The organism is Herbaspirillum sp. B65, from assembly GCF_000333555.1.
GTDB classification, from domain to species: Bacteria; Pseudomonadota; Gammaproteobacteria; order Burkholderiales; family Burkholderiaceae_D; genus Herbaspirillum; species Herbaspirillum rubrisubalbicans.
Window position 1 is genome coordinate 1 of sequence record NZ_BADI01001061.1, and the last position, 12,980, is coordinate 12,980.

At 62.6% G+C, this 12,980-nt stretch carries 10 protein-coding genes; 3 read left to right on the forward strand and 7 right to left on the reverse strand.

The genetic code is table 11. The features are described from left to right. Positions 1-46: 46 nt before the first annotated feature. A complete protein-coding gene (locus I5W_RS24980; RefSeq protein ID WP_044531282.1) occupies positions 47-2,230 on the reverse strand; it encodes a TonB-dependent receptor domain-containing protein in 2,184 nt (727 codons plus the stop codon). 336 nt (positions 2,231-2,566) lie between these two features. Here I5W_RS24980 and I5W_RS24985 point away from each other — a divergent pair, with 336 nt between their 5' ends. From I5W_RS24985 to I5W_RS24995, 3 genes are all read left to right on the forward strand, one after another. After that, positions 2,567-3,223 carry a response regulator transcription factor gene (locus tag I5W_RS24985; RefSeq protein WP_044531283.1) on the forward strand — a complete coding sequence of 219 codons (657 nt, stop codon included), beginning with the start codon at positions 2,567-2,569 and terminating at the stop codon, positions 3,221-3,223. An 8-nt stretch (positions 3,224-3,231) separates the two neighbouring features. Then, entirely contained in the window at positions 3,232-4,620 is a 1,389-nt protein-coding gene (locus I5W_RS24990; RefSeq protein ID WP_044531284.1) for an ATP-binding protein, read from the forward strand. A 236-nt stretch (positions 4,621-4,856) separates the two neighbouring features. After that, the gene (locus I5W_RS24995; RefSeq protein ID WP_044531300.1) at positions 4,857-7,133 is read left to right on the forward strand and encodes an NADP-dependent malic enzyme; all 2,277 of its coding nucleotides are present in this window, start codon (positions 4,857-4,859) and stop codon (positions 7,131-7,133) included. Between the two features lie 113 nt (positions 7,134-7,246). Here I5W_RS24995 and I5W_RS25000 read toward each other — a convergent pair whose 3' ends face one another. The 6 genes from I5W_RS25000 to I5W_RS25025 form a co-directional block, all read right to left on the reverse strand. Further along, positions 7,247-7,948, reverse strand: a complete 702-nt coding sequence (locus I5W_RS25000; RefSeq protein ID WP_044531285.1) for an ABC transporter ATP-binding protein — start codon at positions 7,946-7,948, stop codon at positions 7,247-7,249. Further along, a complete protein-coding gene (locus I5W_RS25005) occupies positions 7,949-8,653 on the reverse strand; it encodes an ABC transporter ATP-binding protein (RefSeq protein ID WP_044531286.1) in 705 nt (234 codons plus the stop codon). Beyond that, positions 8,640-9,626, reverse strand: coding sequence for a branched-chain amino acid ABC transporter permease (locus I5W_RS25010; RefSeq protein ID WP_044531287.1), 987 nt, complete (start codon positions 9,624-9,626; stop codon positions 8,640-8,642). The genes I5W_RS25005 and I5W_RS25010 overlap by 14 nt, the downstream gene beginning before the upstream one ends. Before the next feature lie 4 nt (positions 9,627-9,630). Further along, a complete protein-coding gene (locus tag I5W_RS25015) occupies positions 9,631-10,503 on the reverse strand; it encodes a branched-chain amino acid ABC transporter permease (protein WP_017453875.1) in 873 nt (290 codons plus the stop codon). 35 nt (positions 10,504-10,538) lie between these two features. Further along, positions 10,539-11,723 carry an ABC transporter substrate-binding protein gene (locus tag I5W_RS25020; protein ID WP_044531288.1) on the reverse strand — a complete coding sequence of 395 codons (1,185 nt, stop codon included), beginning with the start codon at positions 11,721-11,723 and terminating at the stop codon, positions 10,539-10,541. A gap of 251 nt (positions 11,724-11,974) precedes the next feature. Continuing rightward, positions 11,975-12,775 carry an IclR family transcriptional regulator gene (locus I5W_RS25025; protein ID WP_017453873.1) on the reverse strand — a complete coding sequence of 267 codons (801 nt, stop codon included), beginning with the start codon at positions 12,773-12,775 and terminating at the stop codon, positions 11,975-11,977. Positions 12,776-12,980: the final 205 nt, after the last annotated feature.

Consider the following 12,980-nt stretch of genomic DNA (forward strand, 5'->3'; position numbering starts at 1 on the left):
CGCGAGCGGACAGGAAGGCGCCCGCTCGCGCAGAACCCGGAACGGATCAGAAATCCAGGTTCAGCGAGACCGACAATGCTCGCGCCGGCAAGAGCGTGAGCACGTCGCCCGGTGCCGGGGCCGAGGTGGTACTCGAGGCCGGGTTGATGCCCACCACGTTATGCTTGTCGAACAGGTTGTTGACGCCGAACTGCAGCTTGGCCTGCTTGATCATGGCCCCCGGGTTCTTGATGGTGTAGTTGGCGAACAGGTTGGAGATCATGAACGGCGAGATCCGCACCGCCTCATGGACATTGCCATTGTCCCCATAGGTGCTGCCCACGCGCTTGTTGAGCCAGCTGATGCCCCACGGCCCCTGGCCATAGTTCAGGCCCACGGCTTCGGTGTCGCCAGGGGCGCCTGCCACCCACTTGCCGCTCTGGTACTTGGCGCTGCCATAGGTGGCATTGAGGTAGAGGCTAAAGCCGGAACCCAGCAGCAGCGTCGATTCAGCCTCGATCCCCTGGGTGGTCGAGCTGCCATTGGCGAAGTAGCTGGTGAAGCCATTGTTGTCGGTGAACGAGGAATAGGCATTGTCGAACTTGATGCGATAGGCATCCACGTCCACGGTGAGGTGCTCATCCTTCCACACCGAACCGGTCTGCCAGGTCTTGCTCTTGATCGACGCCGGCAGCGCACTGACGCTGGCGTTCTTGGTATCGAACACGCTGGTGGGTGGAATTTCATCGCCGGCTGCGAACTGGGCATAGACCGACCAGTTCGGTCGCAACATGTAATGCGCATCCAGCGACGGCAGGTAGGTGTTATAGGTCGCGGCATTCTTGACGAAGGGACGGCCCCCCAGGTTGCCCACGGTCTTGCCGTTGTCGGCGAACTGGGTCAGGTCCTGGCGATAGCTCGAATACTTGATCCCAGGGGTGACCTTCAGCTCCGGCGTGACCTTGAATTCGTATTCGACGAAGGGTTGGATGATGGTGCTGGTATAGCTCTCGCGGAAATTGGGCAGGGCCGTATCGATCCAGGTCAGCGGGCTGGAAGGATACTGGTGGCGATCGCTGTTGGAGACTTCCAGCCACAGGCCGCTACGCAGGGTACCCAGGCTGGACTCGTGGTTCAGGCGCAGCAGGTTGCCATAGGCGCGATAGGCATTGAGCTTGTCGGTGGCGCTGGTGGCGCTGATGGTGGAACCGTTGTAGTTCTGCTGGTTGTGGTAGGCATAGGTATAGACCTTGTCATCCAATTTCCAGCCGCCGCCCAGGTTGGAGCTCAAGCCCAGGTAATCGAAATCGGAAGTGACGTGATAGAAGTTGTAGCCGAAGTAGTTGGGATCCTTGGGATTGCCACTCAAGAGGTAGTCATCACCGAACTGGGCGATCTGCGCGCGGGTGGCGCCCTTGGTATTGGGGGTATTGGTCTTGAGGTCGATGTAGGACGCAAACAGGGTCAGCGCGGTATTGTCGCTGATGGCGAACTGGTACTTCAGCGATATCGCATCACGCTGCTGCTTGTTGTAGCTCTGGTAGCCATCCGACTTCATTTCATGAGCATTGATGAGCAGGTTGTGCGCGCCATCGGTACCGAACTGTCCGGTTTCGAATTCAGCGCCATAGATGCGGGTATTGAAGGAGCCATAGGAGCCGAACACGCTGGTGCGCTGTTGCGGTTGCATCACGCGCGAGAGCAGATTGACCGAGCCGCCGAAGTTGGCCTGACCCACGGTGGCCGCCGAGCCCGGGCTGCGATCGACCACGGTACCGCCCAGGAACTGGCTGGGGAAGAATGCCCAGGAGTGATGGCTGGAACTGTTGGTGTCCGAGAAGGGGATGCCATCGAAGGTCATCGTGTAGTCGCCGTCCGAAAAACCGCGGAACGAGGTCTTGGTATCGCCCAGGCCCACGCCATTGGGACTGACGCTATACATGCCCGGTGTCATCAGCAGCACCTGGCTGTAGTCGGCCACCGGCGAGACGTAGTTGCGGATGAATTCATCGCTCACTGCCGATTGCGCCGAGCGGGCTTCCAGCGAACCTTCGGCCGGAGCTTTCTTGTAGACCGCTTCGGCCGCACGCAGGCGCTGGGCGCTGTCGGCCTGGTCGGCCGTGCCGCTGGCGCTGACGGCGCCCAGGTCGGTGGCCTGCTGGGCCTGCACCACCAGCGGGGCGGCCAGGAACATGATGGTCAGCGCGTGCATGACCTGCTGCACGCTCGGCTTCAAGCAAAGATGCTTCATGGAAATCATTCCTTAGGACAAAGTGGGGTAGAGAAATGGGGACGGTCGGCAAGCGAGAAGCGAGAAACAAGAAACGCCGCCATGCAGGAAGGCCGCCGTGCAAAGTGGGCCGAAGAATAAGCGCTGAACATTAAGCGAAAATGAGCCCGCCACAGCGGCGTTGTTTTTATTGTCAGAAGCACCAAGTTCATGCGCCTGTCATATTCGCTTGGTAGCCTGCTCGGCCTGTCTTGATCGGGGTTGACGGTCGTCCTGCACGCACCTGCGCACCACCCTGCCGCCCCGGATCATCGTTGCCGTCTGCCATTGGCACGGCGCTCTGCGCACTCCTGGATCATGCGATTACTTCTCGTGGAAGACGACTTCATGCTGGGCGACAGCGTCCGCAAGGGCTTTTATCCCCTGGGCTTCGTGGTGGACTGGATGCGCGACGGCATCAGCGCACAGGCCGCGCTGGAAGTGGAGTCCTATGCCGCCGTGGTGCTCGACCTGGGCCTGCCCGGACGCAATGGCCTGGAGGTACTCAAGAAGCTGCGCCAGGATCGGGACAACACCCCCGTCATCATCGCTTCGGCGTGCGATGCCGTGCAGCAGCGCATCGCAGGACTCAATGCCGGCGCCGACGACTACGTCAACAAACCCTTCGACCTGGAAGAACTGGCTGCCCGCATCCGCGCCCTGCTGCGGCGCGTTCAGGGACGACAGTCCTCGACCATGGTGCATGGCGAGCTCGAGTTCGATCCGGCCGCCCAGGTGGTGCGGCATCGCGGCCGGCGCGTAGCCTTGAGCGCACGCGAAATGCTGGTGCTGTCGGCCCTGATCGAAAAACCCGAGGCCGTGCTCTCGCGCGCGCAACTGGTGGAACGCATCTATGGCTGGAACGAGGAAGTCGACAGCAACACCATCGAAGTCCACATCCACGCCCTGCGCAAGAAGATCGCTCCCGATGTCGTGCGCAACATCCGCGGCCTGGGCTATACCATGGCCCATTGAGAAACAGCGTGTCGATCCGAAACCGTTTGCTGTGCTGGCTGCTCTCGGGGCTGGCGGTATTGAGCCTGCTCTACATGCTGGCCGACTACCAGACCGACCATGCGCTCTTGACCGACATCTATGATGACCAGATGATCCAGGTCGCTCTCAGCGTGCCGGACGAATTGATCCAGGCCCCACAACGGGCCGATGCCGAACTGCCAGGCTATGAAAGCGACGACTGCATCCTGCAGATCTGGGCCCACAATGGCGACCTGCTCTACCGCACCAACCGCGACATCATGCTGCCGCCCTTCAGCCAGGCCGGCTTCAGCACCGTGCACTGGCACGGCGCGCCCTGGCGCATCTATGTGCGCAAGACCGGCCAGCACCTGGTACAGGTAGCGCAATCACTGGATGGCCGGCGCGAGATTGCCATCACCCATGCCCTGCATTCGTTGCCGCCCTTGCTGCTGTTCCTGTTGCTGATGGCCTTGTTCATCCGCAGGACCGTCGATCGCAGCCTGCACAGCCTGCACCTGTTGTCGCATCAATTGGCCGCGCGCAGCCCAAACAGCCTGGAGCAGATCGGCGAACACGGCCATTGCAGCGATGTGCGGCCCTTGGCCAAAGCGCTCAATAGCTTGCTGGAACGCCTGGGTATTGCGCTCAAAAGCCATCGCCATTTCATCGCCGACGCCTCCCATGAATTGCGCACGCCCCTGGCGGCCTTGCAGATCCAGGCACTGGTGGTGGAGCAATCTCTGGGCAGCGGCCAGGAACAGGCCGCCCTCAACGATCTCAAGCGCGGCATCCAGCGTACCAGCCACCTGGTGAACCAGTTGCTGACCGTGTCGCGCCTGGAAAATGGGGCGCTGGACGAACATCATGCACAAATCGACCTGCACGCCCTGGTGCGTCAAGCCGTGATCGACCTGCTGCCGCTGGCGTGCAGCCACGCCATCAATCTTGGCGCAGAGCAACTCGATAGCACCACCGTCGTCGCGGCTCCCGACCAGTTGGGCATCCTGGTGCGCAACCTGATCGACAACGCGGTGCGCTATACGCCGGTCGGTGGCCAGGTCGATGTCTCGCTGCGCGTGGTAGAGGGTCGGGCGCTGTTGGAAGTGGAAGATAGCGGGCCCGGCATTCCCGTGGAGGAACGCCAGCGGGTGTTCGAGCGCTTCTACCGGCGCCAGGTGCAGCAAAGCGAAGGCAGCGGCCTGGGCCTGGCCATCGTGCGCGAAATCGCGCGCCAGCACGGCCTGCGGCTGGGACTGGACGACAGCCCCAGGCTGGGCGGATTACGCGTGAGCGTGACCTTTGAGATCAGCGTCGGGCCCGCCGCCCGGCCATTGGCCGAGACCGCCAGCACAAGCGTCTGTGTCCCGGAAAAAACCCGAATGGCCAAAATTTAGGTATCATCCCCCTCCCATCCCTCGCTCCGGCCGCCACAAGCCCCGGAGCAGACGGAGGCCAGCGAGGGGAAGCCGGCACCGGTTTCTCCCGCTCAATACGGATGGCGGAGAGTCAAGGCTGCTCTGCGACCCATCCGCCGCATTCAGACCAGGAAACCAGCACAGCGAAGCGAGCCTGCCTGTCGTTGCACCAGGCGCCCCTTCTGTCGATCCCGTTTTTATCCCTCATCAAGATCATGACCCAACATATTTCCGCCGCCGAGCAACTCCTGCGTGACGCCGCCCGCGAATACCACCGCACCCCGACCCGCGGCAAGATCGAAGTCCGTGCCACCAAGCCGCTGTCGAACCAGCGTGACCTGTCGCTGGCCTACTCGCCGGGCGTGGCCTATCCCTGCCTGGACATCGAAGCTGATCCGCTGAAGGCCTTCGACTACACCTCGCGCGGCAACCTGGTGGCCGTCATCAGCAACGGCACCGCCGTGCTGGGCCTGGGCAACATCGGTCCGCTGGCCTCCAAGCCGGTGATGGAAGGCAAGGGTTGCCTGTTCAAGAAGTTTGCCGGCGTCGACGTGTTCGACATCGAACTGGCCGAGAACGACCCGGACAAGCTGGTGGAGATCATCGCCGCGCTGGAACCGACCCTGGGCGGCATCAACCTGGAAGACATCAAGGCCCCGGAATGCTTCTACATCGAACAGAAGCTCTCGGCGCGCATGAACATCCCGGTCTTCCACGATGACCAGCACGGCACCGCCATCATCTCTTCGGCGGCCCTGCTGAACGGTCTGGAACTAGTCGGCAAGGACATCGGCGCGGTCAAGATCGCCGTCTCCGGCGCGGGTGCCGCCGCCATCGCTTGCGTGGAAGTGATGATCGGCCTGGGCATCAAGCGCGAGAACGTCTACATGGTCGACAGCAAGGGCGTCATCTATGAAGGTCGCCCCGGTGGCCTGGACGCTTCCAAGCAGCGCTACGCCATCAAGACCGAGGCGCGCACCCTGGCCGATGTGGTCAATGGCGCCGATGTCTTCCTGGGCTGCTCGGCGCCGGGCGTGCTGACCGCCGAGATGGTCAAGACCATGGCCGACAAGCCCATCATCCTGGCGCTGGCCAACCCGGAACCGGAAATCCGCCCCGAGCTGGCCAAGTCGGTGCGTCCAGATTGCATCATCGCCACCGGCCGTTCGGACTATCCGAACCAGGTCAACAACGTGCTGTGCTTCCCCTACATCTTCCGTGGCGCATTGGATTGCGGCGCCACCAAGATCACCGAAGCCATGAAGCTGGCCTGCGTGCGCGAGATCGCCGACCTGGCCAAGGCCGAGACCAGTGCTGAAGTCAGCGCCGCCTATCCTGGCAAGGAACTGGTGTTTGGTGCCGACTACCTGATCCCGACCCCGTTCGATTCGCGCCTGATCTTGAAGATCGCCCCGGCCGTGGCCAAGGCCGCCGCCGAGTCCGGTGTGGCCACCCGTCCCATCACCGACTACGACGCCTACCGCGCCGAGCTGACTCGCTTCATCTACCAGACCGGCATGTTCATGCAGCCCGTCTTCAACACGGCCAAGGTGGCGCCACAACGCGTGGTCTACGCCGACGGCGAAGATGAGCGCGTACTGCGCGCGGTGCAGTTCGTGGCCGACGAAGGCTTGGCCGCACCGATCCTGGTGGGCCGCGCCGCAGCCATCGAAGCCGGCATCAAGAAGGCCGGCCTGCGCCTGAAGATCGGCCACAACCTGCAAGTGATCGACCCGGCCTCGGATGACCGCGTAGCCCAGTATGCCGCCCAATACCAGGGTGGTAGCGAAGCTGACGTGCGCGCCAGCGGCAGCCTGCTGGCGGCATTGATGGTCAAGGCCGGCCACGCCGACGCCATGCTGTGCGGCCTGGATGGCAACTACGATGGCCACCTGGCGCACGTGGAAAAGGTGATCGGCTTAAAGGACGGCGCACAGGAATTCGCGGCACTGAACGCTGTGCTGCTGCCCGACCAGACCCTCTTCATCACCGACACCTACGTCAACGACACGCCGGACGCCGAACAACTGGCGCGCATCGCCAAGGCTGCGGCAGAAGAAGTGGCGCGTTTCGGTGTGCCGCCCAAGGTCGCCTTCCTGTCGCACTCCAACCATGGCAGTTCCTCGCGCCCCTCGGCGCGCAAGATGGCTGCGGCCCATGAAGCCTTCAAGAAGCTGGCCCCGGAAGTCGAATCCGCCGGTGAGCTGCACGGCGATGCCGCCCTGTCGGAAAAGATCCGCCACAATGCCGGCCTGACCGACAGCGGCCTGACGGGTGCGGCCAACGTGCTGGTCTGCCCCAACCTGGATGCCGCCAACATCCTCTTCAACGTGTTGAAGACCAGCAGCGGCCAGGGCACCACCATCGGCCCCATCCTGCTGGGTGCGGCGGCGCCGGTGCACGTGCTGACCCCGTCGAGCACGGTACGCCGCGTCATCAACATGACCGCGCTGGCAGCGGCCAAGGCACAGGACGGCAAGTCCAAGGCCTGAGCCCGGTTGGTGCCATGAGCAAGGCCCCGCTGTCGTGAGATGGCGGGGCCTTGTTTTTTGCAGAAAGCTTCACATTCAGCGGCGCACCCCGGGCGCGGCGCGCTGCCCCAGCCTCATCGTGCGAAGTAAAGGTCATGCAGGTGATCCAGCGCCACCTCGCTGGCCTGCTGCGACAGGATCACCCGGCCACCCTGCATCAGGTAGACATGGTCGGCCACGCCCACGGCGCGTTCGGTATTCTGCTCCACCAGGATGATGGTGCGCCCCTCTTGCTTCAAGCGGACCAAAATCTCGAAGAGTTCATTGACTACCACCGGTGCCAGCCCCAGCGAGGGTTCGTCGATGATGAGCAGCCTGGGCTCGGACATCAGCCCACGCGCCATCGCCAGCATCTGCGCCTCCCCGCCCGAGAGCGATCCAGCCAGCTGGCGGCGCCGTTCCCGCAGGCGCGGGAACATGGTGTAGGCGCGTTCCAGGTTGTCCTTCACACGCGCGCGGTGCTGCCGGGCGAAGGCGCCGACGATGAGGTTTTCCTCGATGCTCATGGCGCGAAAGATCATGCGCCCTTCCGGGATCATGGCCATCGAGACCTTGGACATGTCCCAGGTCGGCATCCCATTGAGCACCCGTCCATCCAGGCTGACCTGACCCTGCCCGACCGGGATCAGGCCCATGATGGCGCGCAGCAGTGTGGTCTTGCCGGCGCCATTGGGACCGATGATGGTGGTCAGTTGGCCCTGTCCCACCGTCAGCGAGACATCCCACAATACGTTGATGGCGCCATAGCCGGCGCGCAGGTTGGTGACTTCCAGCATTCACGCTCCCGTGTAACTCTTGATGACCGCCGGATCATTGAACACCTGGGCCGGCGCGCCCTCGGCGATGAGCTGGCCGAAGTTGAGCACGGCCACGCGCGGGCACAAGTTGCTGATGGTTTCGATGTCGTGTTCGATGATGACGATGCCCACCGCAAAGGCTTCGTGCAAGCCCTTGAGCATCTGCATGAAACGGCGCTTGCCATTGGTTTCCAGTCCGGCTAGCACTTCGTCCAGCAACAGCAGCTTGGGCTGCGTGGCCAGCGCCTTGGCCACTTCCAGCGCCTTCAGTTCGGTCAGCGCCAGTTCGGTAGCAGCATCGCGCCCGGCTTTCTCGCACAGGCCCGTGAAGGCCAGCACCTCATCAATCTTGCGTGCATCCACCTGGCCGGTGGCAAAGCGCTGGGCCACGACCAGGTTCTCGCGCACGGTCAGTTCATGCATCGGCTGCGGAATCTGGAAAGTGCGCCCGATGCCCAGCCGTGCGCGCCGATGCAGCGGTGCGTGCAGGACATCCTTGCCATTGAAGCGGATGGCGCCACTGGTGGGCCGCACCAGTCCGGAAATGGCATTGAAGAGCGTGGTCTTGCCGGCGCCGTTGGCACCGACCAGCCCTAGCACATCGCCCGTTCCTACCTGCAAGGAGACTTCATCAACGGCGGTCAGGCCGCCGAACCGCACCGAGACCTTTTCAAGTTGCAGCATGAGGCTCTCCCGCTGATTTTCTCTTGCCCAGCTTGCGCATATTACGCAAGAGCGGCAGCAAGCCATCGGGGCTGAAGACGATCATCGCCACCAGCAAGGCCCCCAGCACCAACTGGTGGCCGGAGGGAATCAGGTTCTTGAACACCAGTTGATCCAGCAGATACACCACCACCGCGCCGATCACCGGCCCGGTGATGCTGCGATAACCGCCGAAGATGGCGGCCACGATGGGGATCGTGACCCACAAGGCGCTGAAGGCATAGTCCGGTTCGAGGAAGCTGATGTAGTGCGCATTGAAGGCACCGACCACGCCGCACATGAAGGCTGACAACAGCAGCATCATGCCCTTGAGTACGGTACTGTTGACGCCGACCACGCGGGTGGCATCCTCGCTCTCGTGCATCGCGCGCAGGGCCAGTCCATAGTGGCTCTGGCGCACACGGGCATAGACCAGCGCGAAGACGGCCACGATCAGCAGGATCACGAAATACGCGCCGATCTTGCTGGACAGGTCCAGCCCCAGCACGGTAGGCAGGCGCGCAATATTGGACAGTCCTCCCGAGCCGCCCGTCATCGAGGTCCATTCGGTAGCGAGGATGCGGAAGATATGCGCATAGGCCAGGATCGCCAGCGCGAAATACGGTCCGCGCAAACGCAGCACGGGCAACATCGCCAGCGCCGCCACCAGCGCACCGACACCGCCCAGCAGCAGCGCGGCCAGCACCGGCACGCCGTATTTCATGCTCAATAACGCCGAGGTATAGGCCCCCACACCGAAGAAGGCCGCATGACCAAAGCTGATCATGCCCCCCAGATTGCCCAGCAGCGCCCACGACAGCGCAATGCCGCCGATCACCATCGCGGCCACCAGGAGGCTCATCACGTAATGGTTCTGCGCCAGCAGCAACGGCCCGCCGACCAACAGCAAGGGCAGACCCAACAGGGCGGGCAGCTGGTTCCGGTTCATCCTCATCGTCTCACCCCCTTCTTGCCCGCAGGCCGAACAAGCCATTGGGCATGATGAACAGCACCAGCAGGAACAAGCCCATGCCCGCCAGTTCCTGCAGCGCCGAGCTGGCCAGGGTGACGGTCAGCGCTTCAGCCACGCCCAACAGAATCGCGCCGATCAGCACACCGGGAATGGAGCCCACACCGGCCAGCACAGTAATGATGAACGCCTTGACCGTGAGCACCCCGCCATAAGCCGGACTGATCACTCCGTAACTGAACAGCGCCACGCCAGCCAAGGACGCCAGGACGCCGGCCACGATGAAGGACACCAGTTCGGTATAGCCGGGGTTGATGCCCATGAGCTTGGCCGCATCGCGATTGCTGGAGACCGCCCGCACGGCGCGTCCATACCAGCTGCGCGAGAGCCACCACCAGAGGGCCGCCATCATCAACAGGCTCACGCCGAAGAACAGCACTTCGCTGCGCATACTGAAGAAGGGACCGAGCACGAAGGCTTCCTGCAGCCATTCGGAACTGGTGGAACGGATATCGGCCTTCCAGATCAGCAACATGCCGTTGGTGAGAATCACGCCGATGCCATAGGTGAGGATCAGCGAATTGATTTCGCGGTCCTTCTTGATGCGACTGACCACGGCATACACCATGACCGAGGTCAGGCACACCACCACCAGCGCAATCGGAATGGCCAGCACTGGATTGACGCCCAGGCCGGACTCCACCGAATAGGCGATGTAGGCGGCCAGCAGCACCAGCTCGCCCTGCGCCAGGTTGATGACGCGCATGGTGCCGAACACCAGTGCCAGGCCCAGGGCAATGAGGGCGTAGGAGCCCCCCTGCAGCAGACCCGAGTACAGGGCTTGCAGTATCAGTTCAGTCATGTCTGCATTCCGTTGGAGTGGACGCCGTGCGGGCGTTACCAGGGCACAGCCGGATAATTCATCTTGTTGGTGACAGCCGACTTGGGCCAGACGATGGCGATCTTGTCGCCCTGAAGCTGGCCCATGTGGTGGATGAAGTTCAGGTTGTCGCCATTGGCGCCGAACTGCACGCGGCCGATCAGGGTCTGGCGATCGGTCTTGCGCATCTCTTCGGCCACGCCATCTTTCTTCAGCGTCCCCTTGTCGGCGGCGCGGGCGATGGCCTCAAACAGCAGCATCGATTGCACGTAGCCGAACTGGCCCAGGTAGTCGGGATCTTTTTTGTAGAGACGCCGGTAGGTTTCTTCAAAGAGCTTGCCATCGGCGCTGGTGAACTGGGCCGGGAACGGCAGCAGCGCCGTGCCATAGACATTGGGCACCAGGTCCGGGAAATCCTGCGCCATCTTGGGCGTGGCCAGTGACCACACGCCGACCATGGCCTTGACCGCAGGCTTCAACACCCGCGCCGCACGCAGGATGCCCACGTAGTCGTTCTCGTAGCCGATCATGGCGATGACTTCCGGCTTGTCCTGCAGCTTGATCTTGTTGATGATGGGCTTGAAGTCGCTGATGGCCGGATCGAAAGCGTGCGAAGTCACCTTCAGTCCCTTGGCGCCCCAGGCCTTTTCCAGGTCTTTGGCCAGCGCAGCGGTGGCTTCCTTGGTGGAATAGACGATGGAGACCGAGCGCGCATTCATGTCGTCCAGCAAGCCCACCATGGCCTTCTGGTAACCGGCCACGTTGTTGATGCGGAAGAAGTTCTTGCGACCGCTGCTGACCAGGTTGTCATCCACCCCGCCCGAGGTCACGTAGACCAGGCCGGCCTTGCCCGCCGCATCGGCCGCCGGCGCGATGTTGTTGGAACCGTAGCCGCCGGTGATGGCCAGCACGCCTTCACCGGCCAGCTTCTCGACGGCGGCAATGGCCTTGGCCGGAGCCGATTCGTCATCGATGGTGACCAGCTTGATCTTGTGCTTGCCATTGGTCTTGTTGAAGATATCGGCGGCCACGTTGATGCCCTCCTGCATACCCGAGCCGACCCGCGCCAGGCTGCCGGTCAGGGGGATTTCCACGCCGACCTTGAGTTCATCGGCCAGCGCGCTGCTCGCCGCGCCTGCCAGAGCCGTGGCGATACAGGCCAGCAGGGCCAATCGCTTGATGCCTTGATGCTTGTTCGTCATTGTCTCCACCTCTTTCATCCGAGTGATGTTGATGTGATGTCCTCTCCGGGGGACGCCCCGAGTCAACAATGGAAGCACCGGCACGCTGCTCCCATTGCCGAATCGGATAGTCATCACCCGGATGGCTTGATCTTCTTGTATCTTGTCGTGATGGACTTGCGGTACTGCGTTGCTGCTCGAACCGGTCCTGCCTGCGCGGCCGGTTCTTCTGTCTCCGTACTGGTTCTTGCTTGTTCTCTGCTGGCGCTCGCTCAGTGGCGCCCCATGCTGGCTTCCACCGTGCGCACCAGGCTCACCAGGCGCGGGCCGAGATCTTCCATCAGCATCTCGCGCGTCAACATGAAGGCCGGGCCGCCACAGTTGAAGGCCATGATCTTTTCCTCGTTGGCATCGATCATGGGTACACCGACGGCGCTGATGGTCTTTTCCCATTCGCCGACCGAAATGCAGAAGCCATGATCCTGGTAATCCTTGAAGGCCTGCTCGATGCCGGCCTTGACCTTGGGCCATTGCTCTTCGTTGCGCAGGCGGATGTGGTCCATCAGGAAATCGCGTTCGTTCTGGGGCAGTGCGCACAGCAGCGCGCGTCCCATGGAAGTGGTCGCCAGCGGAATGCGTGAGCCCACGTCGCGGCGCAAGGTCACGGCCGACTGGCCGCGCGTGGCCTCGATATAGACCATGCTCAGACGGTCGCGGATGCCCAGCGCCACGTTGCATTGCGAATAGTCGGCCAGCTCCTGCATCGCAGGACGCGCCAGCTTGCGCACGTCCATGCCCGAGAGCAGCGAATAGCCCAGCGCCAGCACGCCCGAGCCGAGTTGATAGCGGCCCTGGTCTTCGGAATATTCGAGATAGCCCAGCCGGGTCAGGGTATGCGTGAGGCGCGAGATGGTCGGCTTGGGCAGGCCAGTGCGCTTGGCCAGTTCAGTGTTGGTGAGGTAGATCTCGCCGGGGCGAAAACAGCGCAGGATCTCCAGCCCACGCGCCAGGGCATTGACGAACTGCCGGTCGTGGCTCTCATCCTCACCCTTGAACGACACAATCTCATCCATCCGTCACATCTCCGCGTGGCAGGGTCGTGCCGAGTGGTCACGTCGCCCTCATTGGCAGTGGAATGTACACACCTGAATTCCCAGTGTCAATTATTTGCGAACAAGTATTCCGCTGTGCGAAATCATCCTGTTTCGTGTCGCTCATTGGCATCGCGCACAGGGCCTCCCGGCATAAGGTGCTCTTTTCAAGATCGCCCGCAAAGCC